Here is a 26,250-nt window from a genome sequence, read left to right on the forward strand (position 1 = left end):
GTCGGCATTAGTGTTGGATGTGCCATCGCATTCGCGAGCAAGCCCGCTCCCACAGGGATTGTGTGAAGGAGGAAGTAATGCGCATCGCACTGGATCCTTACATGTACCGCAATCTGTCTCTGGGCAAGATGGTCGACAAGGTTGCCGAGCTCGGTTACGAACACATCGAGCTGTCCCCCCGGGAAGATTTTCTGCCGTTCTACAAGGCGCCGCGTGTCGACAAGGCGCGCATCAAGGAGTTTCGCAAAGCCCTGAGCGACACCGGGGTCAAACTCTCTTCGTTACTACCGATGTACCACTGGGCTGCCGCCGACGAAGGCTTGCGCGTGGCCGCCGTGCGTAACTGGAAACGCGCGATTCAGATTGCCGTGGCGATGGATTGCGAGCTGGTCAACACGGAATTCACCGGTCAATCGGATAACCCGCTGGTGTGCGAAAACCAGTTCATGCGCTCCATGGATGAATTGATCCCCGAGTTCGAGCGCGAGGGCATCAAACTGGATATCCAGGCGCATCCGTATGACTTCTGTGAGCGCAACAACGAGTCGGTGGACATCATTCGCGGGCTGGACCGCGACTGGATCAACTACCTCTATGCCGCGCCACACACGTTTTTCTATGACGACGGCGTCGGTGACATTGCCTCGATGCTCAAGTACGCGGGTTCGAAACTCAGCCACCTGATCATCGCCGACACCTACAACCACAAGGCCTCGTCGGGGTTGCGCTACATCGTCAATCCGCCGGGTGTCACCGCCACCGTGCATCAGCATCTGGACATCGGTCAGGGCGAAGTCGACTGGGCAGCGTTTTTCGGCACGTTGCGCGAGATCAAGTTCGACGGCATCGCCACGGTCTCGGTGTTCGCCTGGGAAGACCGGCCGGACGAGTCCAACCGGATGATGCTGGAGCGGGTCAAAAGCGAACTTTGCCGCTGAGGCCGCACCTATCCCTTGACTGATCGTCCCTACGCTCCGCGTGGGAATGCAGCCCGGGACGCTCCGCGTCCCACAAGCGGACGCAGAGCGTCCATTGATGCGTTCCCACGCAGAGCGTGGGAACGATCAAGAAGGAGTCGAATCATGCGTATCGGACTTGTCGGTTACGGCCATGGCGGCCGGTTTTTTCATGCACCGCTGCTCAGCAGTCTGCCCGGTGCGACCTTCGCCGGTGTCGTCACGCGTTCCGCCGAGCGCCGACAGTTGCTCGCTGCCGAGTACCCCGGCGTGGCGGCCTTCGACAGCATTGGCCAACTGGTCGAGGCGGGTGTCGATGTGCTGGTGATTTCCACGCCGCTGAAGGGGCGGCCGGCGCTGGTGCTCGATGGCCTCGAGCACGGGGTGATGGTGGTCAGTGACAAACCCTTCGCCGCCGATGCGCAACAGGCGCAGACCTTGATCACCATGGCCGAACGCCAAGGCGTGCGGCTCAGCGTTTATCAGAACCGCCGCTGGGATTCCGATTTCCTCACCGTGCGCAAACTCATCGAATCCGGTGCGTTGGGGCAGGTCACCCGCTTCGAATCGCGGGTCGAACGCTACTCGCCGCAATCGGTGAACAACGGCAGTGGCGGCGGGTTCCTGCGCGATCTCGGCAGCCATCTGGTCGATCAGGCGCTGCTGCTGTTCGGCCCGGTCAGCCGCGTGTACGGCGAACTGGATTACCTGGAAAAAGCGCAGACCTACGACAACGGTTTTTTCGTCTCGCTGACCCATGCCAGCGGAGTGATCTCGCACCTGGGCGGCAGTTGCCTGCAAAACACCCCCGGCCCGCGCTTTCGCGTCACCGGCACACAGGGTTGCTACAGCGTCGATGGCCTCGACGGTCAGGAAGCTCAGGCGTTGGCCGGGCTTTCACCGAAATCGGCGGGCGAGCGATGGGGCGTCGAAGAGCATCGTCGTTGGGGCTGGTTCGAACAGGGCGAGATTCGTGAGCGAGTGCCGTCGGAACGGGGCTGCTGGAATCAGTTCTATCTGCAGCTACAAACCGCGTTACACAACGGCGGCCCATTGCCCGTGGAGGCCCGTGATGCACTGGCAACCACCCGCGTTCTGGACGCCGCACGGCTGAGTGCCGAGCGTGGCCAAGTGGTCGATTTGCTGGCGTTCGAAGCGGCTGGAACAAATTTAGAATAAAATTCTAAAATGAGTTGAATTAGAATTAAATTTCCAATAATGTCGTTTGCAGGTTACCGACATCCACGTCCGATCTCAGTTTTGAATGAGAGCAGGGCGAACCAAAAACAAGAAACAGAAACCAGGTACCGTCGATGAAAACCTTCAACGCTGCACTGTCTGTTTTACGCCTCGCGCAACGCCTCTTTCGCGACCTGCCTCGCGCCTCGTTACATTTCTTCGTTCGCCTGCTCTGCGTCGAGCGCAACGGTGCCCTGGTCTGCTGTATTCCCGGCGCCCCGATCGTCCGTTTGCCCGTTCACTGAAATCGTCACGCCTCATCCATAAAACCAACAAGAATGTGGAGAAAGACCTTTCATGAAGACCCCGATCCGTTTCACCGCACTTGCCCTGTCCCTGCTGTTCGCCAGCGGCGCAGCATTGGCCGACATGCGCATCGGCGTGAGCATGTCGCAGTTCGATGACACCTGGCTGACGTACCTGCGCGAATCCATGGACAGCAAGGCCAAGTCCTATCCCGATGGCGTCAAGTTGCAATTCGAAGACGCGCGCAGCGATGTAGTCAAGCAGTTGAGCCAGGTCGAAAGCTTCATCAGTCAGAAAGTCGATGCGATTGTCGTCAACCCGGTGGATACCGCCGCGACCCGCAAAATCACCGAAGCCGCAGTGAAGGCGGGCATCCCGCTGGTCTACGTCAACCGCCGTCCCGATGATCTGAAGCTGCCCAAAGGCGTGGTCACGGTCGCTTCCAACGACCTTGAAGCTGGCGAAATGCAGATGCAGTACCTCGCCGACAAAATGGGTGGGAAGGGAGAAATCGTCATCCTGCTCGGCGACCTCGCCAACAACTCCACGACCAACCGCACCAAGGGCGTGAAAGAGGTGCTGGCGAAATACCCGAACATCAAGGTCGAGCAGGAACAGACCGGTATCTGGCTGCGCGATAAAGGCATGACACTGGTCAATGACTGGCTGACCCAGGGCCGCAAGTTCGATGCGGTGGTCTCCAACAACGATGAAATGGCAATTGGTGCCGCCATGGCCCTGCAGCAGGCCGGGGTCGACAAGGGCAGCGTGCTGATCGCCGGTGTCGACGGTACGCCCGACGGGTTGAACGCGATCAAGAAAGGCAGCATGGCGGTCTCGGTGTTTCAGGACGCCAAGGGCCAGGCTGACGGTTCCATCGACACCGCCGTGAAGATGGCGAAAAACGAAGCGGTCGAGCAGAACGTCTGGGTGCCGTATCGCCTGATCACTCCGGAAAACGTCGACACCTTCAAATAGTCCGTCGGTTCAATAACAACAATAAACACGCAAGGTGGCTGCGGCGACCTTGCTGATGGAGTACCTGATCATGTTCGCTTCAGCGACTGCTTCGAGCACCCTCCCGTTGGCGGGCATCCAGCCAGCAACGACCTTTGTCGATGAGCCGTACCTGCTGGAAATCACCAACATCAGCAAGGGTTTTCCGGGTGTGGTGGCCTTGTCCAATGTGCAATTGCGTGTGCGCCCGGGCTCGGTGCTGGCGCTGATGGGCGAGAACGGCGCGGGTAAATCGACGCTGATGAAAATCATCGCCGGTATCTACCAGCCCGACGCCGGCGAACTGCGTCTGCGCGGCAAACCGGTGGTATTTGAAACACCGTTGGCGGCGTTACAGGCGGGGATCGCGATGATCCACCAGGAACTCAACCTGATGCCGCACATGAGCATCGCCGAAAACATCTGGATCGGTCGTGAACAGCTCAATGGCCTGCACATGATCGATCACCGCGAGATGCATCGCTGCACCGCGCAATTGCTCGAGCGCCTGCGCATCAACCTCGATCCCGAGGAGCAGGTCGGCAACCTGAGCATCGCCGAACGGCAGATGGTCGAGATCGCCAAAGCGGTGTCCTACGACTCCGACATCCTGATCATGGATGAGCCGACCTCGGCCATCACCGACAAGGAAGTGGCGCACCTGTTCTCGATCATTGCCGACCTCAAGGCGCAGGGCAAAGGCATCATCTATATCACCCACAAAATGAACGAAGTGTTCGCCATCGCCGATGAAGTGGCGGTGTTTCGCGATGGCGAATACATCGGCCTGCAACGCGCCGACAGCATGGACGGCGACAGCCTGATTTCAATGATGGTCGGCCGCGAACTGAGCCAGTTGTTCCCGGTACGCGAGAAGCCGATCGGCGACCTGCTGCTGTCGGTACGCGACCTCAAGCTCGACGGGATTTTCAAAGGTGTCTCGTTTGATCTGCATGTCGGCGAGATCCTTGGCATCGCCGGGTTGATGGGCTCCGGGCGCACCAACGTCGCCGAAGCGGTGTTCGGCATTACCCCAAGTGACGGCGGCGAGATTCGCCTCGATGGCGAAGTGGTGCGCATCACCGATCCGCACATGGCGATCGAGAAGGGCTTCGCGCTGTTGACCGAGGATCGCAAGCTCAGCGGGTTGTTCCCGTGCCTGTCGGTCCTCGAAAACATGGAAATGGCGGTGCTGCCGCATTACGCCGGCCACGGTTTTATCCAGCAGAAAGCCCTGCGCGCGCTGTGCGAAGACATGTGCAAGAAGTTGCGGGTGAAGACCCCGTCGCTGGAACAATGCATCGATACCTTGTCTGGCGGCAATCAGCAGAAAGCCTTGCTGGCGCGCTGGCTGATGACCAATCCACGCATCCTGATTCTCGATGAGCCGACCCGTGGCATCGATGTCGGCGCCAAGGCCGAGATCTACCGGCTGATCTCGCTGCTGGCCAGTGAAGGCATGGCGGTGATCATGATTTCCTCGGAGCTGCCGGAAGTGCTCGGCATGAGCGACCGCGTGATGGTCATGCACGAAGGCGACCTGATGGGCACCCTCGACCGCAGCGAAGCAACGCAGGAGCGGGTGATGCAGTTGGCATCAGGCATGACCCTCAATAGTTGATCCAATTCCCTGTGGCGAGGGAGCTTGCTCCCGCTGGGTTGCGAAGCGACCCCAAAAAAGCCTGGGCCTGCCGCGCAGTCCAGCGCGAGCAAGCTCCCTCGCCACAAAAGGCTGACCGCAGATTTCATTTTCGAAGGGTAAGTGGCTATGAACGCGATACTGGAAAACAAGCCAGCAACGGTGCCGACCAAGAGTCGTCGGCGCTTTCCGACTGAACTGAGCATTTTCCTCGTGCTGATCGGTATCGGTCTGGTTTTTGAAGTGTTCGGCTGGATCGTCCGCGACCAGAGCTTCCTGATGAACTCGCAGCGCCTGGTGCTGATGATCCTGCAGGTGTCGATCATTGGCTTGCTGGCCATTGGCGTGACCCAGGTGATCATCACCACGGGTATCGACTTGTCCTCGGGTTCCGTATTGGCCCTGTCGGCGATGATCGCCGCCAGCCTGGCGCAGACCTCGGACTTTGCCCGAGCGGTGTTTCCGTCGCTGACCGACTTGCCAGTGTGGATTCCAGTGATCGCCGGGCTCGGCGTCGGCTTGCTGGCGGGTGCGATCAACGGCAGCATCATTGCAATCACCGGGATCCCACCGTTCATTGCGACCCTTGGCATGATGGTCTCGGCGCGTGGTCTGGCGCGCTATTACACCGAAGGTCAGCCGGTGAGCATGCTCTCCGACTCCTACACCGCGATTGGCCATGGCGCGATGCCGGTGATCATCTTTCTGGTGGTGGCGGTGATTTTCCACATCGCCCTGCGCTACACCAAGTATGGCAAATACACCTACGCGATCGGCGGCAACATGCAGGCAGCGCGGACGTCCGGCATCAACGTCAAGCGCCATCTGGTGATCGTCTACAGCATTGCCGGGTTGCTCGCAGGGCTGGCCGGTGTGGTTGCCTCGGCGCGTGCCGCCACCGGGCAGGCGGGGATGGGCATGTCGTATGAACTGGATGCGATTGCCGCGGCGGTCATCGGCGGCACCAGTCTGGCGGGGGGCGTAGGGCGCATTACCGGTACGGTGATCGGGGCGTTGATCCTCGGGGTCATGGCCAGCGGCTTTACCTTTGTCGGTGTGGATGCGTATATTCAGGACATTATCAAGGGATTGATTATTGTTGTGGCGGTGGTCATCGACCAGTACCGCAACAAGCGCAAACTCAAGCGCTGATACCGAAGCACACTGCAAAATGCGCCACGCCTGCCCGCGTGGCGCAGCCGTTTGTCTTCTATATAAAGCCGCTTGACTGAATTTCTTGCTATAAACGCACTCCGATGACCGCTGTGAAGCCTGTGTCAGAGCAGTTTCCGGGCGTTGTCGGACAAATTCCCGGTATTTACAGTTGCTGAGGCCTCAAGTCGGCCTTAGACTGCCGCCCCTCGTAAATTGAGTGCCGGGTGGCATTTGCAATAAACGATGCCTTTTCGATGACCGCACGCGGATCGCCGAAACGCTCCCTAATTCGCCTTAATGCACGTTTTTTTATAGAGATATCAATGACAAAGGACAAGTTGCTGGCCATGCCGGCAGATGACTACATGAATTCCGAGCAACACGCTTTCTTCACTGAGCTGTTGCAGAACATGAAAGTCGAAACCCACGAGCGCATTGAGCAAAACCGTATCGCCATCGAAAGCCTGGACACTCCGGCCGACCCGGCAGACGCGGCTTCGGTTGAAGAAGAGCGCACCTGGCTGGTCAACGCGATCGATCGCGACCAGCGCATGCTGCCGCAACTGGAACAAGCCCTTGAGCGCATCAAGGAAGACAGCTTTGGCTGGTGCGACGACAGCGGCGAGGCCATTGGCCTGAAGCGCCTGCTGATCAGCCCGACCACCAAATACTGCATCGAAGCTCAAGAGCGTCACGAGCAGATCGACAAGCACCAGCGTCAGGCCTGATTCTGTGAGGTGCCCTTTTAATTAGGGGCGCCTGGAAAAGATCGCAGCCTTCGGCAGCTCCTACAGGGGTTGTTGGGGGCTGCGATCTTTGCTTTTGTTCGTCTGCGATATTCCACGCGGTTCATTGACCTGCTGCAGACCCCACGACTAACGGACCATGGATAATGGCGTTGTAGTGGCGTTTAATGCAGGCACAATAATGAGAACAAGCGTGGGGTGTTGATATGACGAGAGATGGATCTCTGGTTGGGGCTTTGCCTGCACCAGTGCTTTTGCCGAAAAACCGCTGGCTCGCACCGACGTTGCAAAGCATCGCCCTGATGCTGTTGCTCGCCGGCATGACGCTGGGTGAGTGGTCGCTTTACCTGGGCATGCCGTTGGCCGTGCTGATTGTCTGGCTGCCGCGCCTGCGTTCGCGCACGGTCACCGATGTCGCGCCTACCGATAGTGGCAACGCGATGTCCGAACTGACCCGTGACCTTTCCTATACCACCAGCCATAACGCGTTGTCGGCGGCCGGTGTGGCGTTTTCGGTCAAGGAACTGGCGAGCAAACTCGAATCGCAACTCGATGCGGCAGCACGGATCGTCAGCAACGCCGAGGTGATGATTGCCACCGAACAGGCCACTTCGCAACTCAGCCGAGAAGCGCTGGAGGCCGCCAGCGAGGCGCATCACAGCAGCGCCGCCGGGCGTACCGAACTGGCCGATTCGATCTCGCGGATGCATCAACTCAGTCAACGCGCCAACGCCAGCCGCGAATTGATCGAAGCCTTGAGCGTGCGCAGCGACGACATCCAACGCGTAACGCTGGTGATTCAGTCGATTGCCAGCCAGACCAATCTGTTGGCGCTGAACGCGGCAATCGAAGCGGCGCGGGCCGGCGAGCATGGCCGTGGTTTCGCTGTGGTCGCGGACGAGGTGCGTGGTCTGGCGGCGCGTACGGCGTCGGCGACCGGCGAGGTCGGCGAGATGGTCGCGGACATTCAGCAGCGTACGGCGCAAGTGGTCGAGCAGATCCGCCAACTGTCGAGCGATTTGCACACCGGCGTCGAGCAGGTCGAACACACCGGCCAGCATCTGGACAACATCGCCCGACTGGCCGCCGGGGTGGAAACCCAGGTCGGCGAAATCGCTCGAGGTGCAGAAACCAACCGCGAACAACTCGACAGTCTGTTCAAGGCTGTCGGGCAGATGCGCAGCGATCTGGCGATCAGTGATCAACAGACCCGGCGCCTCGCCGACGCGGCGGTGCAGATGGAAGGGCAGGCGGAGACCATCAGCGAACGCCTCGCCGAAGTCGGCCTCGATGACTATCACCAGCGTATCTACGACCTCGCGCGGGAAGGCGCGAACCAGATCGCGGCGCGTTTCGAAGCGGATGTCGAGCAGGGGCGGGTCAGCCTGGAGGATCTGTTCGATCGTCAGTACCAGCCGATTGCCAATACCCAACCGACGAAGTTTCAAACCCGCTTTGACCGCTACACCGATCAGGTGCTGCCGGCGATTCAGGAACCGTTGTTGCCGCGCCATGAAGGCCTGGTGTTTGCGATTGCCTGTACGCAGCAAGGTTATGTGCCGACACACAATCAGCTGTTCAGTCAGCCGTTGACCGGTGATGCGCAGGTCGATGCGATCAACAATCGCACCAAGCGCAAGTTTGCCGACCGCACCGGCATTCGCTGCGGCAGCCACCAACAACCGGTACTGCTGCAAACCTACACGCGCGATACCGGCGAGCTGATGCACGACCTGTCGGTACCGATCATGGTCAAGGGGCGCCACTGGGGTGGATTGCGTTTGGGCTACAAGCCGGAAAACCCGCGCTGAGCAATTGTTACCGCTGGTGCAATGAATCTGTGCACGAGGGTTGCTGTTTCCTTGCGAAAGAAAGCATTAATCTGCCTACATAGTTAGGCAGCTAATGATTTCGCGAGGTCAGCATGCAATCAAGAGTCGATGTCGCAGTAATGATCGGCAGTGGCGTGCCCGCCTGTTTGCGCGCCTTGGGTCAAAGCGTCTGCTGGGTCGTGCTGCTCAATGGCGAGCGGCGCGGTACCGCGTTCGCCAGTCGCGACGAAGCCGAGGAGTGCAAGGCTGCATGGCTCGCGCAATTGCAAGCCGAGCCGGGCGACAGCCTGCACTGATCCGGATTATTTGCCGCGGTGCAGACGCACGTTCAGCTCATCGACCATCACGGCTTCCTCGCCGTCGGCGCGCAGCCATTCCTTGAGCAATTGCGCCTGTTGCGGCGTCCAGAAGTCGGCTTCGATCAGTTTGATCTCGGCAGCCAGCGGGTGCGCTTCGATGAAGTCGTCGATTGCGCCGTCTTCCGATGGCAGTCCCAGTTGATCGAACAGGGTTTTCAGGTCGTATGCAGGCAGTTCCATCGTGTGCTCCTTGGTGGGTGCGCCGGTATGGCGCAGTCGATCTCTCTCTTTATCTGAGGCAGTCGCTGGCGCGGAGTTCGATTTGTGATTCAAGTGAACGGGCGAGGGCGCAGGCTTCGTTATGATCCTCGCGGAAACCTCTTACAAGTCCCGTAGATTTTTCCTTGATGTGAAAGAAGGCATTGCCGGCAGGGATTACCTGAAAGCGTGGGGTATGGTCGTATTGCCCGGCGCTGGACAGATCGCTCATGCCGTTCACATGCATGATGAGTGACGACTTTATGCGGGCGTCAGCGGGCCGGGCGAAGTGAGTCAAAGTGCACATATGAAGTCCTTTTCATTGGGCGGCCGGTATTTACAGGCCGTTTTGGGTAGTCGTAATGAGCATCGCTGCTCTAGAATCGCCAGTAGCTGTTGACGACTGCGCTTATCTAAAGCAATTTTTCGCGAGCGATATGTCGGAAAAGAGCTTTTTTTCGTGAGAATTTTCCCTAAAGTTCGTAGTCAGCTTTCTCTGTGCACCGGTAAGGAATTTTCCTTCGAGTTTTGGCGACATCGGGGCAAGTTTCGCGAGTGACAATCCAGTAGTCTTACGAACCTCGCGATGATTGAGCAATCTGCTCAGTTCGAGCTTTTTATTTGAGTCACCGGCAGTTCCATCGGCCTGGCCGTTTTTTGCCGTGCGCGTTTTCCGTGCACGGTTTTTTCAGATGTGGGGATGTTTCTTTGGCAGTCAGTAACCTCGATATGCATGCTTTGTTCGTGCTGGGTGATTTGCGTGCAAAGCTGGTCAAGCAGTTCCAATCGCGTTTTGTTTACATCACCGAGCAAAACGCCGAAGGCATCTACGTCGCCGAGATCGATACCGAAAGCGCCTTGGTCGTCGATGACAAACCTGGGCTCAAGCTCAAGGTCGGCGATCATTTCAGCGCCTCGGTCCTGCCCAGCCGTGAAGGCGGCAAGATGGACATCCGTTTTCGCGAAATCAAACTGACGGTTTATGGTCTGGGCGATTACGCCTTTGTCTCGACGGCCGACGGTCAGGCGATTCTGTTCAAGGAAGGCCACAGCGTGGTGACGGTGTTTGCCGCCAATCAACAACTGCAGGAAGGCCTGACCAAAACCCTGAAAGCCGTCACCGCCAAAGCCGCGAAGTGGCGCAAGGGCGAGCTGATTACCTTCAAGGCCAGCGAGTGAGCACAGCGTTGAGTCGCGCCGATTTCCATTCGCAAAACCTCGACAGCGCACGTGATGAAGCCCGGCGCCTGTTCGCCGCTAAGGCCCAAATGCAAGGCGCGTGGCTGGGTTGGGTCGCCGCGCAGATCTACACGTTGCGCCCCGCGGCATACGCCAGCATGGTCAGACGCGAGCTACAAAGCTTGCAGGAAAAGTCTGATTCGTAACCTCGTCCGGGCTCGGGCCCGGAAAAAGCAGGAACCTCGGCTACAGTCAGTTGACTGAGTATTCAGAGGCTTGCGGTCTTCTGTCAGGCCATCCTGCCATTGCTGTGAACAGCACGAGGTGCAATGCATGAACGGATTTCGACGGTTGTTGGCCGCGAGCGTGGCCACATTCGGCTTGCTGACGTCAGCACAAACGGTGATCGCGGCAGAGACGCCGATCCATTTTGCCGACCTCAACTGGGAAAGCGGCAGCCTGATCACCGATGTCCTGCGGATCATCGTCGAGAAGGGCTACGGGCTGCCGACCGATACGTTGCCGGGCACCACCATCACCCTGGAAACCGCCCTGGCGAACAACGACATTCAGGTGATCGGCGAAGAATGGGCCGGACGCAGCCCGGTCTGGGTCAAGGCCGAGGCTGAAGGCAAGGTCGTCAGCCTGGGCGATACGGTCAAGGGCGCCACCGAGGGTTGGTGGGTGCCGGAGTACGTGATCAAGGGCGACCCGGCCAAGGGCATCAAGCCGCTCGCGCCGGACCTGCGCAGCGTCAGTGATCTGAAAAAATACAAGGATGTGTTCAAGGACCCCGAGAATCCGAGCAAAGGGCGTTTCCTCAACAGTCCGATCGGCTGGACCTCGGAAGTGGTCAACAAGCAGAAGCTGACGGCTTACGGTTTGCAGGATGACTTCACCAATTTCCGCAGCGGCTCGGGCGCCGCGCTGGATGCCGAGATCAGCTCTTCGATCCGTCGCGGTAAACCGGTGCTGTTCTACTACTGGTCGCCGACGCCATTGCTCGGCAAATTCAAACTGGTGCAGCTGGAAGAACCGCCGTTCGATGCCGAGGCGTGGAAAACCCTGACCGACGCCGATAACCCCAATCCGAAACCGACCCGCTCGCTGGCGTCGAAGCTGTCGATTGGCGTGTCGACACCGTTTCAGAAGCAGTATCCGCAGATCACGGCATTCTTCAGCAAGGTCGATTTTCCGATTGAACCGCTGAACAAGGCGCTGGCGGAAATGAGCGAGAAGCACACGGCGCCACGCGATGCGGCGGTGGCGTTCATGAAGGCGCATCCGGATGTGTGGCAGGCGTGGTTGCCGAAGGATGTGGCGGACAAGGTTTCCGCCAACCTCTAACGGCTTGCCTTATGTAGGAGCTGCCGCAGGCTGCGATCTTTTGATCTTGTTTTTAACAATCAAGACCAAAAGATCGCAGCCTGCGGCAGCTCCTACAAATCGGTTTTTGAATCGGGTTTGTACGGCAGGTTGGTTTTAGAATCGGGTTTGTACGGCCAATTCAAAAGTCCGCGGCGATCCCAGGTAATACGCCGGGGAAACATGCGCAAACTCGGCATACACCTCATTGGTCAGATTGCGCACCCGCCCGGTCACGGTGGTGTGCGCGTCGATCTTGTAGCTGAGGAAACTGCCGAACAACGTGTACGACGGCACCGTCATGGTGTTGGCCGTGTCAGCGAACACCGATGCCACATACCGCGCATCGACCCCTCCCTGCCATTGCGGTGAAAAATCATAAGTCAGCCACAGGTTACCGACCCGATCCGGCACGTTGGTCGGCGTATTGCCCTTGCGTGACACCACCACGCCGGCGGCATTTTTCTCGGTGAAGTCGTCGTACTGCGCATCGACCCAGGCGAAGTTGCCTTCGGCCAGCAGCTTGTCGGTGATGCGCAACGAGCTGGCAATCTCGATGCCTTTCGACGTCTGTTGGCCGACCGGAATGCTGCTGGCCGGATCGAGCGGATCGGTGACCGCGAAGTCCTTGCGCTCAATGGTGTACGCCGCCACGGTCGCCGAGCCGCGGCCATTCAGGTAATCGAACTTGCTGCCAATCTCCCATTGCTTGCCGGTCGAGACGTCGAAGTTCTGCGTGCCGCCCGGTTGCTCGGCGGCGGTGCTGTATTGCAGGTAGGCGTTGGCAGTGGGGATGAACTGATAGGTCAGTCCCGCGCGACCGGTGACCGGTTGCCAACTTTGCTTGAAGTGCTTGGGATTGGCGGCGGTCACGGTGCGGTGATTGGTCACGTCAAGGTCGATATCGTCGTAGCGCAGGCCGGTGAGCAGGGACAATTTGTCGGTCAGCGCCAGACGATTTTCGACGAACAGGGCCTTGGTGGTGACCTCGTTGGTCTTGTCGCTGATCAGCGTCGGGTTGGTGCCGGGAATGTCATAGAAACGCCCCGGTCGGTAGTGGTTCGGGTCAACCGTGCTCGCGCCTTTGATGTTGAGCGGTGAGTTGGTGGTCTGGTTGACCTTGTATTCGAAACCGCCCGACCACGTCGTATCGAGCCCGAACAGGCTGTTGTCGTGACGCAGTTCGAACTGGTTGCCGTTCTGTTCGCCCTGATGCCGCACCTGATACGCGGTTGAGCGGTTAACCGCGCTGTTGTCGGCGTTGTACTGGTAGGTCTCGAGGTTGCGGTAGTCGCGCTGGCTGTCGAGGTGATACAGCGTGTTGCGCAGGGTAGTGCTGTCGTTGATCCGGTAGTCGATGATCGAACGCACCCAGATCGTCCGTTGTTCGTAGCGACCATCCTCGACGTTGTAGTTGTTGAAGCGATTGTGTCGATCGATTTTCAACTCGCCCGCCTTGGGATTGAGCACCGGGGTGCCCCAATACGGACTGTCTTCGTGCTCGTCCTGATATTCCAGCGCGAGGGTGTGCGACAGATCCGGCGTGAGATCGCTGAGCAGCGAGAACGCCACACTCCAGGCATCGCGCTCCTGACGGTCGATGTAGCCGTTGCTGGTGTTGTGGCTGACATCCAGTCGCGCGTAATGCTGGACGTCGGCGCCAGGCTCGGTCAGGGCATGGTTGAGGCCAAACGCGGTTTCCTTGGTGTCGTAGGTGCCGTAGCTGACGCGGCCTTCAACGGCCTGTTCATCGCGCGTGGCCAGTTTGGTCACGTAATTCAACGAACCGCCCACGGAACCGGCACCGTTGATCAGCGACGACGGGCCGCCGACCAGTTCCACCCGATCGTAGATCCACGCGTCGACCGGCCTCGCGAGACCACCGGAGACGTTGATGCCGTTGAACATCTGGGTGATCTGGCTGCTGGTGAAGCCGCGATAGGAAACGAAGCCGCCGAAACCCGGCGGCGCACTGGCGTTGACTCCGGGCAGGGTGTTGGCGGCGTCCTGGAAGTTTTGCGCGCCATGGCGTTCGATGTCGTTGCGATTGGCGATGGCGACCGAGGCGGGTGTATCGCGCACGCTCAAGCCAAGTCGTGAGGCCATGCCGCTGGACTGGTCGAGGCTCAGACCGGGTTCCGCGCCGGACTCGCCGTCGATGGTGATGGGCGCCAGATCCACGGTGGATTGCGCCCAGGCGTTGACGGACAGGCAGCCACACAGGCTCGCCAGCAAAGTGAGTTGTTTCATCATTGAATCCTGAATGCTTGTCTAGGAGTCAGCGCACAGGCAAACGCCGCGCGTTGGCGCAGTGGGCTGACAAATCAAAAACGCAGAAACACTCAGGCGAGCGGCGGGGCGCGAGGGTTGGCTGAAGGCCAGGTGAAGCGGGCAGGCAGGTCGGCGCTGACAATCGGTGCCAGCGGTGGGCTGTGCTGTTCCGGCAGGATCGCCAGGGTCAGGCTGGAGTTGAACGCCGGACCCATGCCGCCACCGACGGAACACAGTGGGCAGCCGAACGCCTTGGACAGCGTCGGCAGTTGTTCTTCGCTGGGGTTGCTGGCGAGCGGCGCCTGCGTGGCCGGGTCGACCGTACAGAACTGACCGCCGATACCGTTCAGCTGCATGCCGACCATTTGTCCGTGACCGATACTGCAGGCGAACACATTGAACAGGACGCAGCAATAGAGCATCCAGGCCAGCAGTGAGCGATCGGAACGGGAGAATTTCATGGGGCGGCACTTTACCGTACCGCTGATCGGTCGTGCACTTCAAAAAATGCCGACTAGGATGATTTGTTCAAATCCCTTTCAAGGATTTCAACCATGACCTTGGTGTTGGCTCAATGGCTGGTGACAATTTTCGCAGTAATCGCCTTGATGCATGTGTATTGGGCGTTGGGTGGGCAGTGGGCGGCGGCAGTGGTCGTGCCGCAAATACCGGTGGACGGTTTTGTGGCGACGGTGCGCCCGGCGTTCAAACCGTCAGGCTGGCTGACGCTGGTGGTAGCGGCGGCGTTGTTGGTGATTGCTGCGCTGGTGTGCATGCGTGTCGGCTGGGGCATGCCGGCGGTGAATCACAAGGCGTTGCAGTGGGTGATCAGTGCGATTGCGTTGATGATGTTTGCCCGCTCGATTGGTGATTCGAATCTGGTGGGTTTTTTCAAGGAGGTGAAGGGATCGCGGTTTGCGCGGCTGGATACGTGGGTGTATTCGCCGTTGTGCGCGATCTTGGGAGCAGGGTTGTTGGCGGTGGCTTGGGTGTAAGAGCGGGATCAAAAGATCGCAGCCTTCGGCAGCTCCTACAGAGATCAATGTAGGAGCTGCCGAAGGCTGCGATCTTTTACGGGTCAACTGCCGCTTTCGGTGCGACGGCTGCTGACTTCGGCCGGCACATCATCGCCAGCCATACGCTTGCGGAACAATGCCGCCCGCGCCAGCAGCAGCGTAGTTACCGGTACGGTGATCGCCAGCAGAATCGGAATCAGCCAGGCATGCACCACCGGCGCGGATTTCAGCGCCGAGAAGCAAATGATCGACGCCAGCGCGACACACCAGGCGCCTAACGTCGAAGCCAGTGCCGGCGGGTGCATGCGCTGAAAATAATCCTTCATCCGCAACAACCCGACTGCACCGATCAGGGCAAACACGCCACTGAGCACCAGCAGGATCGCCACTGGAATCTCGACCCACAGCGATAATTCAGCATTCATTCGATCACCTCGCCACGCAGCAGGAATTTCGCCAGGGCAAATGAACCGACGAAGCCGAACAGCGCAATCAGCAGCGCGGCCTCGAAGTAAGTGTCACTGGAATAACGGATGCCCAACGTCAGCATCATCAGCATCGCAACGATGTACAGGTAATCCAGCGCGAGTACCCGATCCTGCGCCGACGGCCCTTTGAACAGGCGGACCAGCGTCAGCACCATCGCCAGCGAGAACAGGAACAGCGTCAGCAGAATCGCGTTCGACAGTAATGGGCTCATTCGAAAATCTCCATCAGCGGCCGCTCGTAAGTGCTCTTGAAGTGCTCGATGAACTGCGCTTCGTCATCCAGATCCCACACGTGCAGCAACAGAATGCTGCGATCCAGCGCCAGCTCCGACCAGACCGTGCCGGGCACCACCGTGCAGATCATCGCCAGCGTCGCCAGGCCATGGGCGTCGCGCAGATCCAGCGGCACTTTGACGAAGCGCGAGCGCGGTGGCCGGCGACCGGCATTGAGCACGCCCCACGCAACGATCAGGTTGGACATTACCACGTCGCGACCGACTAGGAAGAACAAGCGCAGGATCGTTCCCGGACGGCGAATGTGCGCGCGTTTCGGGCGCAACTTGCGCATCATCAAGGGCGCGGCGAAACCCAATATCGCGCCGAGCAACAGATTGCCCGGACTGATTGACAGGTTCAGCGTCAGCCACAAAGCCCACAGTGCCAGCGACAACCACGGGGCAGGAAATACACGCTTCATGGCTGCACCTCCAGCATCGCCGCCTTGGCTTCGGGGCTTGGCACCGCGCGGGTGCCGAGCACCGCCATGACGTATTGCTGCGGATTGTTCAGCGCATCGGCGGTGGCCTGGGTGTAGCGCAGCAGCGGTTCAGCCTTGAAGGTCAGGGCGATACTCAGCCCCAGCAGCAGAAAGATCGGCGCGCATTCGAGTTTGCGCAGCAGCGGCGACGGGCGCTCCTCGGGTGTCCAGAAACGCTGGATGCCGAGGCGCGAGAACGCCATCAGCGACGCCAGCCCCGACAGGATCAGCAGCGCCAGCAGCGCCCATGCGCCAGTGGAAATCGGCGCGGCGGTGCCCAGGCCCAACGGATTTAGCAACGCGCCGATCAGGCTGAGCTTGCCGATAAAACCAGACAGCGGCGGCATGCCAATGATCAGCAGTGCGCAAGCGATGAAGCTCAGGCCGAGAAATGCCATGGTCCACGGGATGACCTGACCGACCACGGCTTTCTGCTCGTCGTCGAGGTTGATACCTTTGGGGGGTTGCAGGGATTCCTGCGGGCGCGGCAGCAGTTCGCTTTCGTCTTCCAGCGGAATCTCGTTGGCCGAGCGCGAACGCTCGATCAATTCCGCCAGCAGGAACAGCGCGCTCAGCGCCAGGGTCGAGCTGACCAGATAGAACAGCGCGGCACCGATCAGGTTTGGCTGGGCGAAACCGATCGCCGACAACAGGATTCCCGCCGACACCAGAATGCTCAGGCTGGCCATGCGCTCCAGGCGTTGCGCGGCCAGTATCGCCAGCGCCGCGCAGGCCATGGTCACCATGCCGCCGTAGATCAGCCAGTCGCCACCGAAGAACGCCGAGGCGCCGGCCTGACCGGAGAACAGCAGCGTCCACAAACGCAGCAGCGTGTAGATGCCGACCTTGGTCATGATCGCGAACATCGCCGCCACCGGTGCGCTCGCCGAAGAGTAGGCCGGCACCAGCCAGAAATTCAGTGGCCACATGCCGGCCTTGGCCAGGAACGCTACCGCGAGAATTGCCGCACCTGCGTGCAACAGGCCACGGTCGGCTTCCGGCACCAGCGGAATCTTCAGCGCCAGATCGGCCATGTTCAAGGTGCCGGTAACACCGTAGATCAGCGCGGCGCCGATCAGGAACAGCGACGAGGCGAGCAGGTTGATCGAAATGTAATGCAGCCCCGACGACACTCGCGCCCGGCCGGAGCCGTGCAGCAACAGGCCGTAAGACGCGGCGAGCAACACTTCGAAAAACACGAATAGGTTGAACAGATCCGCCGTGAGGAACGCGCCATACAGGCCCATCAACTGAATCTGGAACAGCGCGTGGAAACTCGAACCGGCACCGTCCCAGCGCGCCATCGCAAACAGCAGAGCGCTGACGCCGATGATCCCGGTCAGCACCAGCATCAGCGCCGACAGGCGATCGACCACCAGCACGATGCCGAACGGCGCTTGCCAGTTGCCCGGCAAGTACACGCCGATGGAGCCGGGCACGCCGGTGGTTTGCGTCCATTGCAGCAGCATCACCGAAATGAACAGGCCGACGAGACTGGAGAACAGGTTGATTTTCGCCTTCAGCGGTCGGTGCCGCTCGCCAAGCATCAGCATGATGGCGGCGGTCAGCAGCGGCAGCAGGATCGGTGCGGCGATCAGGTGAGTCATCGCCATCATTCTTTAGGCTCCCGGCCGTCGACGTGGTCGGTGCCGGTCAGGCCGCGCGAGGCGAGCAGAACGACGAGGAACAGCGCGGTCATGGCGAAGCTGATGACGATCGCCGTCAGTACCAGTGCCTGTGGCAGCGGATCGGTGTAGTGCAGCAAGTCTTGCGTGACGCCGTCCTTGATCACCGGCTCCTTGCCGATGAACAGGCTGCCCATGCTGAAGATGAACAGATTGACCGCATACGACAGCAGGCACAGGCCCATGACCACCTGAAAGGTCCGTGGCCGCAGGATCAGCCAGACGCCGGACGCGGCGAGCACGCCGATGGCGATTGCGATGACTTCTTCCATCAGACGGCTCCTTTGCTGGCGACGGACTTGGGCAGCGATGCGGTCTTGTGACCCCGCACCGACTGGTGAGCGAGGGCGGTGAGGATCAACAGCGTCGAACCGACCACCACGCCGTACACGCCAATGTCGAAGAACAGTGCGCTGGCGATATGGATGTCACCGAGCAGCGGCAAGCTGAAATGCCAGGTGTGCGTGGTCAGGAACGGATAACCGACCAGCATCGCGCCCAGGCCGGTGGCCGTGGCGAAGAGCAGCCCGGTGCCCATCCAGCGCAGCGGCCGCAGGCTCATTTGCGCCTCGACCCACTGCGTACCGGCGACCATGTATTGCAGGATGAACGCCACCGACATCACCAGCCCGGCAACAAAACCGCCACCCGGCTGATTGTGTCCACGCATGAACAGGTAGAACGACACCACCAGCGCAATCGGCAGCAGCAGGCGCACCAGCACGGCCGGCACCATCATGAAGCCGAGCGCGGTATCGCTGGCCGAACGCGGGTTGACCAGGTCGGTGACCACGTCCGGCGCGAGCAGGCGTTGCTGGGCTGGCAGTTGCAGGCTTTCTTTCGGTGGGCGGAAGCGTCGCAACAGCGCGAACACGGTCAGCGCCACGGCGACCAGCACGGTGATTTCACCGAGGGTGTCGAAGCCACGGAAATCCACCAGCATCACGTTGACTACGTTACTGCCGCCGCCTTCAGGCATGGCGCGGCTGAGGTAGAACGAGGAGATGTCGTTCGGCGTCTGCCGCGTGAGCATCGCGTAGGACAACAGGGCCATGCCGCCACCGACGGCAATCGACAGCAGCAAGTCGCGCAGACGACGAATGCGCGCCTTGCGCAGGCTGCTTGGCAGTGGCGAGACTTCTTCGATACGGCGTGGCAACCAGCGCAGGCCGAGCAGGATCAGCACCGTGGTCACCACTTCGACCGCCAGTTGCGTCAGGGCCAGATCGGGCGCGGAGAACCAGACGAAGGTCACGCAGGTCATCAGGCCGCAGACGCTGACCATGGTCAGTGCCGCGAGACGGTGGTACTTGGCTTGCCAGGCGGCGCCGAGGGCGCAGGCGATGGCCAGCAGCCAGAGGGTCACGAAGACGATCGAGCCGGGGATCTTCGGTCGGTCGCCCCAGCTCAGGCTGCTGTGCAGCATCGGGATCAGGCCGGCGAGCACCGCCGCCAATACCATCAGGAACAATTGCATTTGCAGGCGTCGGGTGCCGAGTCGCCGCTCGACGCGGCGGGCCATGCGCATCATCACCACCAGACTGCGTTCGAACAGGCGCTTGCCGTTGAAACGGCCGATCAGCGGCGGGTATTTGAAGCGGCCACGCTTGAGCTGATTGCGCAGCAGCAGATAGACGACGATACCGCCGGACATGGCAATCAGGCTCATGATCATCGGCGCATTCAGGCCGTGCCAGATTGCCAGGCTGTATTCCGGCAGCACGCCACCGACTACTGGCAGCGCTGCCGCCGCGAGCAGCGGGCCGACGATCTGCGCCGGGAAAATCCCCACCAGCAAGCAAGTGAACACCAGCAACTCGACGGGCGCGCGCATCCAGCGTGGCGGTTCGTGCGGGGTGTGCGGCAGGTCGGTTGCCGGTGGCCCGAAGAACACGTCGACAGTGAAGCGCAGCGAGTAGGCAACGCTGAATGTACCGGCAATGGTCGCGACAATCGGCAGTGCCGCTTCGACCCACGCCGTGGCGTTGATGAACACGGTTTCGGCGAAGAACATCTCTTTCGACAGGAAGCCGTTGAGCAATGGCACGCCGGCCATCGAGGCGCTGGCGACCATCGCCAGGGTCGCCGTGAACGGAATCAGTTTGATCAGGCCGCTGAGCTTGCGGATGTCACGGGTGCCGCTTTCGTGGTCGATGATGCCCGCCGCCATGAACAGCGAGGCCTTGAACGTGGCGTGGTTGAGGATGTGGAACACCGCCGCGACGGCCGCCAGCGGACTGTTCAGGCCCAGCAACAGGGTGATCAGGCCAAGGTGGCTGATGGTCGAATAGGCGAGCAGCCCTTTGAGGTCGTTCTGGAACATCGCGCAATACGCGCCGAGCAGCAGCGTACACGCGCCGGCGCCGCTGACGATGTAGAACCATTCTTCGCTGCCGGACAACGACGGCCACAGACGCGCGAGCAGGAACACCCCGGCCTTGACCATGGTGGCTGAGTGCAGATAAGCGGAGACGGGTGTCGGCGCCGCCATTGCGTGCGGCAACCAGAAATGAAAGGGGAATTGCGCACTTTTACTGAGGGCGCCGATGAGAATCAGGGGTAGCAGAACAGGGTAGAGGGCATGTGCGCGAATCAGATCGCCGGCGGCCAGGACCTTGTCGAGGTCATAGCTGCCGACGACATGGCCGAGAATCATGACCCCCGCCAGCAGGCATAATCCGCCGGCACCGGTGACCATCAACGCCATGTAGGCGCCACGACGCGCGTCGGCGCGGTGGTGCCAATAGCCGATCAGCAAGAAGGAGAAGAGGCTGGTCAGTTCCCAGAAGAACACGATCTGAATCAGGTTGCCGGAGATCACCAGACCGAGCATGGCGCCCATGAACGCCAGGAAAAACGCGAAGAAGCGCGGCACCGGATCATCCGGCGACATGTAATAGCGGGCATATAAAGAGACGAGGGTGCCGATGCCGAGGACCAGCATCGAGAACAGCCAGGCGAAGCCGTCCATGCGCAGGACGAAGTTCAGGCCGAGGCTGGGCAGCCACATGAACTCTTCGCGGATCACGCCGCCATGGGCAATTTGCGGGTACAACAAGGCGACCTGGACGGTGCCGATCAAAGCGACCAGACCTGCCAGCAGGGATTCGGTATTACGCGCGTTGTGCGGCAGCACCGCTGCCAGACAGCTGCCAATGAATGGCAGAAGCAGTAGAACTATCAGGGACATAGGCTTCTAATCTGCGGAAGTTTGTGAAGCATCATACGTGCCAGCTCCCCGATCACCAAACGCCAGGATGTCTCAGAATCCTACAAAGTAGTCTGAATATTTATGTTTAGCCTTGTTTCGAGGAAATCAAAAGGGCCGAAAAGATCGCAGCCTGCGGCAGCTCCTACATTGGTCCGGTGTAGGAGCTGCCGCAGGCTGCGATCTTTTGATCTTGCTTTCAGTTACTGCTCTCGCTCTCCAACCCTTCATCGACCTCTGCTACAACCTTACCCTTGGTCTTCAACTCACTGACAATCACCGCCGCCACAATCAACCCGGCCCCCAGCAGCGCAATCGCCGGCAAGCGCTCGCCGGCAATCCGCCCGACAATCCCGGCCCACACCGGCTCCCCGGCATAGATCAACGTCGCCCGCGTCGGCGAAACACTTTTCTGCGCCCAGTTCATCGCCACCTGAATCGCCGCGCTCGCGGCGCCCAGGCCCAGCGCCGTCACCAGCAGCGTCCAGGAAAAGTCAGGAATCATTTCGCCCGTCGGCACCACCAGCAGGAACGACAGCACCGACGTCGTCGCCAGTTGCACCACGGTGACCCGGCGCACATCCACTTGGCCGGCATAGGTGCTGATCAAAATGATCTCGGCGGCAATCGCGATGGCGCTGATCAGCGTGGCAATCTCGCCGGGACTGAAATTCAGCGAGGCCCCGGACGGCCCCGACAACAACATCAAACCGGTAAACGCCAGCATGATGCCGATGCTCGGCATCAATCCCGGTCGGCGTCCGAGCACCAGCCATTGCAATAACGGCACGAAGGGCACGTACAACGCCGTGATGAAGGCTGACTGACTGCTCGGAATCGTTTGCAAACCGACGGTCTGCAAGCCGTAACCGAGCATGATCGCCACACCGATAAAGGCGCCGGCCTTGAGTTCGAACAGGGTCAATTCGCGCAAGTGACGCCATGAGAACAGCGCCACGATGCACGCTGCCGCCGCAAAGCGCAGGCCAACGAAAAACATTGGCCCACTGACGGTCATCGCGTGCTGAACCAGCAAAAACGTGCCGCCCCAGACCATGGTGATCAGCACCAGCACGCATTCGGCCTTGCTGAAGTGGGAGAAGCGGAGGGAGGTGGGGGAAGTGTTCTGCGACGTCATGACCTTGCGCACTATAAAAAGGAGGACGCACAATGCGCCCAACGTTGCGCAGTATACTGCCCAACCTCACCAAGTGAGCAATATAGTGCACAAAGATTCGACTCAACGAACCTCCGTTCTGCAACATGTCAGCCAGAATGTTCGACGCCTGCGCCACGCCGCGGACATGAGCCAGACCGCGCTGGCGGAAAAATCCGGAGTCAGTCGGCGGATGCTGGTGGCGATCGAAGCGGGCGAGAAGAATGTCAGCCTGACCACCCTCGACCGCGTCGCCGAGGCGCTCGACGTCGCCTTCAGCGATCTGATCCAGGCGCCGGACGCCCGCGACCCGAGCCGGATCAACGAAGTGGCATGGGCGGGATCGATCCCGGGCAGCAAAGCGGTACTGTTGTCGAAAGCCACCGCCACCCGCGAAGTCGAACAATGGGAGTGGTGCCTGCAGCCGGGCGAGGTCTATCCCTCGCAAGCGGATGCCGAGGGCTGGAGCGAGCAGATTTTCGTCTTCGAAGGGTGCCTGACGCTGATGCTCGGCGATCAGCCGCAACAAATCGGCACGGGGGAGTTTTTTATGTTTGCCAGTAACCAACCGCATTCCTATCGCAACGATGGCGATGTCGCGGCGCGGTTCGTGCGTAATGTGGTGATTTGAATGGCGTGCGACGCGGACATCCTGATCATCGGCGGCGGCCTCAGCGGCACGATGCTGGCCGTGCAATTGCTGCGGCAGCCCGGGCGGCGAACAATCCTGATCATCGAGCCGCGTACCGAACTCGGGCGCGGCGAGGCGTATAGCGCGGTCGAGCTGGGGCATACGCTGAATGGCAATGCGGCGCGGATGAGCGTCGATCCGGATAACCCCGATGACCTCACGCAATGGCTGACTGAACATATTGCGGCTGGCGGCTGGCCAGAGTCTGCCGAACAGAACGTGCCGATCAGCGAGCTGTTTCCACCGCGCGGACTGTTTGGCGTGTATGTGCAGCAGCGCCTGGCTGAAGCCCGACGGGTGGGGGCGCAGCAGGGGTCGACCGTCGAGCACATTTGCGCCGAAGTGCTGGACCTGCAAACCGATGCCGATGCGGTGTTGCTCAGCTTGAGCGATGGCCAATCGTTGCGAGGTGCCTGTGCGGTACTCGCCACCGGCATGTTCCCTGCCGCGCGCACTGCGCAGAAACACTCCAGTGGCCTCAACGCCGCCGCGCTGGACCCATGGAACGTCGCGGCCATGCGCCAACTCGATCCGCAGGCGAGCGTGCTGATCATCGGTTCCGGGCTGACTATGGTCGACGCCGTGGTTTCACTGGAACAGGCCGGGCATCGCGGGCCGATCGAGGTGTTTTCCCGGCATGGCCTGTTGCCCCATGTGCGCCGCCAGCCGCCGGCATGGCCGGACTTTCTCGGCGATGATCAGAGCATTCGTACACCACGGCAGTTGCTGCGCGAATTGCGCCGACACTGTCGTGACGCGATCGCTCAGGGTATCGACTGGCAGGCGCCGCTGGACTCGGTGCGGGTGCATATCGCCCGCTTGTGGAGTCAGGCGACTGACGTGCAGCGGCGACAATTCGTACGGCATGTGCGGCCGTGGTGGGAGAGCCATCACCATCGCTCGCCGCCGTTGAGCGCGGCGTTGGTCGAGCGCTTGCACGGCGAAGGGCGTCTGCGGATTCAGGCGGCTTCATTCAAAGGGCTTGAGCCGAATTCGAAAGATGGCATCAGCATTCGCATTCGACGTCGCGGTGAGTCTGAAACCTGTGTGGTGCAGGGGGCGGCGCTGATCAATTCCAGTGGCATCGAATACGACTGGCGCCGAGTGGCGCGGCCGTTGCCGCAACAATTGCTGGCGCGCGGCTTGATACAGCCGGGGCCGTTGGCGTTGGGGATTGCGGCGGCGGTGGATGGCGCCGTGCTGGATGCCGACGGGCGGGCGGCCAGCCGGGTGTTTGCGATGGGACCGCCGTTACGCGGGATGTGGTGGGAGAGTACGGCGGTGACGGATGTGGCATTGCAGGCGAAGGCGTTGGCGGGGCGGTTGGTGGGATAAGGTTGATGGTGTTCTTTCGGGCCTCTTCGCGAGCAGGCTCGCTCCCACAGGTTCTGTGATGTGGCACAAATGGTGTTTACAACCTGAATTCCCTGTGGGAACGAGCCTGCTCGCGAAAGCGGTGATTCAGTCAATATAAAAGGTGACTGATATACCGCTATCGCGAGCAGGCTCACTCCTACATTTGTTGCGTCGTGGCTGAAAGTGTTACGCCACCACGCGATAACACGGCACATACGCCGCGCCACCCGGCAGTTTCATCCGGTGCTGGGCGACGAAGGCTTTGAGCAGCGCATCGAGCGGTTGCATGATCGCCGCGTCACCACGGATCTGGTACGGCCCGTGTTCTTCGATCAGGCGAATGCCCTTGTCCTTGACGTTACCCGCCACGATTCCGGAGAACGCCCGACGCAGATTCGCCGCCAGTTCATGCGGTGGCTGGTCACGGTGCAGTTTCAGGTTGGCCATGTTTTCGTGGGTCGGATCGAACGGACGCTGGAAGCCTTCGTCGATCTTCAGCAGCCAGTTGAAGTGGAACGCGTCGTTGCGCTCGCGACGGAACTGCTTCACCGCTTTCAGTCCCTGAGTCATCTGTCGCGCGACTTCGGCCGGGTCGTCAATGATAATTTCGTAGTGCTGTTTGGCCGCTTCGCCGAGGGTCGCGGTGACGAAGGCGTCGAGCTGCTCCAGATACGGCGCGGCATGCTTCGGCCCGGTGAGGATTACCGGGAACGGCAGGCCGGCGTTGTCCGGGTGCATGAGGATGCCGAGCAGGTAAAGGAACTCTTCCGCCGTCCCGGCACCGCCCGGGAAGATGATGATGCCGTGGCCGACACGCACGAACGCTTCCAGGCGCTTTTCGATGTCCGGCAGGATCACCAGTTCGTTGACGATCGGGTTCGGCGCCTCAGCCGCGATAATGCCCGGCTCGGTCAAACCGAGATAACGCCCGCCATGAATACGCTGTTTGGCGTGGGCGATGGTTGCGCCTTTCATCGGGCCTTTCATCACGCCGGGGCCGCAACCGGTGCAGATGTCGAGGCTGCGCAGGCCCAGTTCATGGCCGACTTTCTTGGTGTATTTGTATTCTTCGGTGTTGATCGAGTGGCCGCCCCAGCACACGACGATTTTCGGCTCGACGCCCGGGCGCAGGGTGCGCGCGTTGCGCAGCAGGTGGAAAACGTAGTCGCTGATGCCTTGCGAGGTGCTGAGGTCGATGCGTTGGCTGTCGAGTTCGTTTTCGGTGTAGACGATGTCGCGCAGGGCGCTGAAGAGCATTTCACGAGTGCTGGCGATCATCTCGCCGTCGACGAACGCGTCGGCCGGAGCGTTCAGCAGCTCCAGGCGTACGCCGCGATCCTGTTGGTGAATGCGGATTTCGAAGTCCTTGTAGGCTTCGAGGATGGTCTTGGCATTATCGACATGGGCGCCGGTGTTGAGGATGGCCAGGGCGCACTGGCGGAAGAGGGTGTAGGTGCTGCCGGATCCGGCTTCGCTCAGTTGCTGGACTTCACGTTGAGAAAGGGTTTCCAGGCTGCCTTTCGGGCTGACCGAGGCATTGATTACGTGTCGTTGGGTCATGCAATGATCCTTAAAACGATGTCATCTCAAGACTAGGCGATGGCATCCGAATAGTGTGTATCCATGAATGAAGATGGCACGATCTGCGCTGTACCGCCATGTCCCCGTTGGACGCTGAAAAGATGAAAAGGAGCCCCAGCATAGCTAAATCC

General features: G+C 60.4%; 27 protein-coding genes. 15 read left to right on the plus strand and 12 right to left on the minus strand.

Going from position 1 to position 26,250, the window contains the following annotated elements; all coding sequences use genetic code 11:
* The first annotated feature begins 77 nt into the window (after positions 1–77).
* From C2E19_RS12680 to C2E19_RS12715, 9 genes are all read left to right on the plus strand, one after another.
* A complete protein-coding gene (locus C2E19_RS12680; protein ID WP_129392521.1) occupies positions 78–938 on the plus strand; it encodes a sugar phosphate isomerase/epimerase family protein in 861 nt (286 codons plus the stop codon).
* Positions 939–1,082: 144 nt separating this feature from the next.
* Positions 1,083–2,135, plus strand: a complete 1,053-nt coding sequence (locus C2E19_RS12685) for a Gfo/Idh/MocA family oxidoreductase (RefSeq protein ID WP_129392524.1) — start codon at positions 1,083–1,085, stop codon at positions 2,133–2,135.
* A gap of 134 nt (positions 2,136–2,269) precedes the next feature.
* On the plus strand, positions 2,270–2,440 hold the full coding sequence (locus C2E19_RS28985) for a hypothetical protein (RefSeq protein WP_164979427.1): 171 nt from the start codon (positions 2,270–2,272) through the stop codon (positions 2,438–2,440).
* Positions 2,441–2,492: 52 nt separating this feature from the next.
* Complete coding sequence (locus tag C2E19_RS12690; RefSeq protein WP_129392526.1) at positions 2,493–3,419, plus strand: sugar ABC transporter substrate-binding protein; 927 nt, start codon at positions 2,493–2,495, stop codon at positions 3,417–3,419.
* A gap of 70 nt (positions 3,420–3,489) precedes the next feature.
* On the plus strand, positions 3,490–5,058 hold the full coding sequence (locus C2E19_RS12695; RefSeq protein ID WP_129392529.1) for a sugar ABC transporter ATP-binding protein: 1,569 nt from the start codon (positions 3,490–3,492) through the stop codon (positions 5,056–5,058).
* 147 nt (positions 5,059–5,205) lie between these two features.
* Positions 5,206–6,228: an ABC transporter permease gene (locus C2E19_RS12700; protein WP_105704970.1), complete on the plus strand. Its 1,023-nt coding sequence runs from the start codon at positions 5,206–5,208 to the stop codon at positions 6,226–6,228.
* Positions 6,229–6,554: 326 nt separating this feature from the next.
* On the plus strand, positions 6,555–6,959 hold the full coding sequence (locus C2E19_RS12705) for a TraR/DksA family transcriptional regulator (RefSeq protein WP_008084239.1): 405 nt from the start codon (positions 6,555–6,557) through the stop codon (positions 6,957–6,959).
* A gap of 605 nt (positions 6,960–7,564) precedes the next feature.
* The gene (locus C2E19_RS12710; RefSeq protein ID WP_372238480.1) at positions 7,565–8,788 is read left to right on the plus strand and encodes a methyl-accepting chemotaxis protein; all 1,224 of its coding nucleotides are present in this window, start codon (positions 7,565–7,567) and stop codon (positions 8,786–8,788) included.
* A 113-nt stretch (positions 8,789–8,901) separates the two neighbouring features.
* Positions 8,902–9,105 (plus strand): hypothetical protein, encoded by a 204-nt coding sequence (locus C2E19_RS12715; protein WP_129392535.1) that lies wholly within the window; start codon positions 8,902–8,904, stop codon positions 9,103–9,105.
* Between the two features lie 6 nt (positions 9,106–9,111).
* Here the strand turns inward: C2E19_RS12715 and C2E19_RS12720 are convergent, their stop codons facing one another.
* Together C2E19_RS12720 and C2E19_RS12725 are read right to left on the minus strand one after the other, a co-directional pair.
* Entirely contained in the window at positions 9,112–9,348 is a 237-nt protein-coding gene (locus C2E19_RS12720) for a DUF2789 family protein (RefSeq protein WP_129392538.1), read from the minus strand.
* Positions 9,349–9,397: 49 nt separating this feature from the next.
* The gene (locus tag C2E19_RS12725; RefSeq protein ID WP_256661309.1) at positions 9,398–9,613 is read right to left on the minus strand and encodes a hypothetical protein; all 216 of its coding nucleotides are present in this window, start codon (positions 9,611–9,613) and stop codon (positions 9,398–9,400) included.
* A 482-nt stretch (positions 9,614–10,095) separates the two neighbouring features.
* Here C2E19_RS12725 and C2E19_RS12730 point away from each other — a divergent pair, with 482 nt between their 5' ends.
* The 3 genes from C2E19_RS12730 to C2E19_RS12740 all read left to right on the plus strand — a co-directional run bounded on the left by C2E19_RS12730 (position 10,096) and on the right by C2E19_RS12740 (position 11,892).
* Complete coding sequence (locus C2E19_RS12730; RefSeq protein WP_164979468.1) at positions 10,096–10,545, plus strand: hypothetical protein; 450 nt, start codon at positions 10,096–10,098, stop codon at positions 10,543–10,545.
* Between the two features lie 8 nt (positions 10,546–10,553).
* Entirely contained in the window at positions 10,554–10,751 is a 198-nt protein-coding gene (locus C2E19_RS12735; protein WP_129396114.1) for a hypothetical protein, read from the plus strand.
* Between the two features lie 127 nt (positions 10,752–10,878).
* Positions 10,879–11,892 (plus strand): ABC transporter substrate-binding protein, encoded by a 1,014-nt coding sequence (locus C2E19_RS12740; RefSeq protein WP_129392548.1) that lies wholly within the window; start codon positions 10,879–10,881, stop codon positions 11,890–11,892.
* Positions 11,893–12,027: 135 nt separating this feature from the next.
* On the opposite strand, the gene C2E19_RS12745 is transcribed toward C2E19_RS12740, so the two are convergent.
* Positions 12,028–14,160: a TonB-dependent siderophore receptor gene (locus C2E19_RS12745; protein ID WP_129392551.1), complete on the minus strand. Its 2,133-nt coding sequence runs from the start codon at positions 14,158–14,160 to the stop codon at positions 12,028–12,030.
* Between the two features lie 92 nt (positions 14,161–14,252).
* Positions 14,253–14,642: a DUF2946 domain-containing protein gene (locus tag C2E19_RS12750; protein WP_129392554.1), complete on the minus strand. Its 390-nt coding sequence runs from the start codon at positions 14,640–14,642 to the stop codon at positions 14,253–14,255.
* Positions 14,643–14,735: 93 nt separating this feature from the next.
* On the opposite strand from C2E19_RS12750, the gene C2E19_RS12755 reads away from it, so the two are divergent.
* A complete protein-coding gene (locus C2E19_RS12755; RefSeq protein ID WP_129392557.1) occupies positions 14,736–15,176 on the plus strand; it encodes a DUF3995 domain-containing protein in 441 nt (146 codons plus the stop codon).
* An 83-nt stretch (positions 15,177–15,259) separates the two neighbouring features.
* On the opposite strand, the gene C2E19_RS12760 is transcribed toward C2E19_RS12755, so the two are convergent.
* The 7 genes from C2E19_RS12760 to C2E19_RS12790 form a co-directional block, all read right to left on the minus strand.
* The gene (locus C2E19_RS12760; protein WP_129392560.1) at positions 15,260–15,622 is read right to left on the minus strand and encodes a Na+/H+ antiporter subunit G; all 363 of its coding nucleotides are present in this window, start codon (positions 15,620–15,622) and stop codon (positions 15,260–15,262) included.
* Positions 15,619–15,897, minus strand: a complete 279-nt coding sequence (locus C2E19_RS12765; protein WP_007910754.1) for a K+/H+ antiporter subunit F — start codon at positions 15,895–15,897, stop codon at positions 15,619–15,621. Before C2E19_RS12765 ends, C2E19_RS12760 begins: the two co-directional genes overlap by 4 nt.
* A complete protein-coding gene (locus tag C2E19_RS12770) occupies positions 15,894–16,382 on the minus strand; it encodes a Na+/H+ antiporter subunit E (protein WP_129392563.1) in 489 nt (162 codons plus the stop codon). The genes C2E19_RS12765 and C2E19_RS12770 overlap by 4 nt, the downstream gene beginning before the upstream one ends.
* Complete coding sequence (locus C2E19_RS12775; protein WP_129392566.1) at positions 16,379–18,058, minus strand: monovalent cation/H+ antiporter subunit D; 1,680 nt, start codon at positions 18,056–18,058, stop codon at positions 16,379–16,381. Before C2E19_RS12775 ends, C2E19_RS12770 begins: the two co-directional genes overlap by 4 nt.
* Positions 18,055–18,399: a Na+/H+ antiporter subunit C gene (locus C2E19_RS12780; RefSeq protein WP_008085854.1), complete on the minus strand. Its 345-nt coding sequence runs from the start codon at positions 18,397–18,399 to the stop codon at positions 18,055–18,057. The genes C2E19_RS12775 and C2E19_RS12780 overlap by 4 nt, the downstream gene beginning before the upstream one ends.
* Positions 18,399–21,317, minus strand: a complete 2,919-nt coding sequence (locus tag C2E19_RS12785; protein WP_129392569.1) for a monovalent cation/H+ antiporter subunit A — start codon at positions 21,315–21,317, stop codon at positions 18,399–18,401. The genes C2E19_RS12780 and C2E19_RS12785 overlap by 1 nt, the downstream gene beginning before the upstream one ends.
* A gap of 217 nt (positions 21,318–21,534) precedes the next feature.
* A complete protein-coding gene (locus C2E19_RS12790; RefSeq protein WP_129392572.1) occupies positions 21,535–22,473 on the minus strand; it encodes a DMT family transporter in 939 nt (312 codons plus the stop codon).
* Between the two features lie 85 nt (positions 22,474–22,558).
* On the opposite strand from C2E19_RS12790, the gene C2E19_RS12795 reads away from it, so the two are divergent.
* Complete coding sequence (locus C2E19_RS12795) at positions 22,559–23,122, plus strand: helix-turn-helix domain-containing protein (protein ID WP_129392575.1); 564 nt, start codon at positions 22,559–22,561, stop codon at positions 23,120–23,122.
* Positions 23,123–24,517 carry an FAD/NAD(P)-binding protein gene (locus C2E19_RS12800; protein WP_129392578.1) on the plus strand — a complete coding sequence of 465 codons (1,395 nt, stop codon included), beginning with the start codon at positions 23,123–23,125 and terminating at the stop codon, positions 24,515–24,517.
* 207 nt (positions 24,518–24,724) lie between these two features.
* Here C2E19_RS12800 and ppnN read toward each other — a convergent pair whose 3' ends face one another.
* Positions 24,725–26,098: a nucleotide 5'-monophosphate nucleosidase PpnN gene (gene ppnN / locus C2E19_RS12805; protein ID WP_047598267.1), complete on the minus strand. Its 1,374-nt coding sequence runs from the start codon at positions 26,096–26,098 to the stop codon at positions 24,725–24,727.
* Positions 26,099–26,250: the final 152 nt, after the last annotated feature.

Source organism: Pseudomonas sp. DTU12.3, from assembly GCF_004124275.1.
In the GTDB taxonomy this organism is placed as follows: Bacteria; Pseudomonadota; Gammaproteobacteria; order Pseudomonadales; family Pseudomonadaceae; genus Aquipseudomonas; species Aquipseudomonas helmanticensis.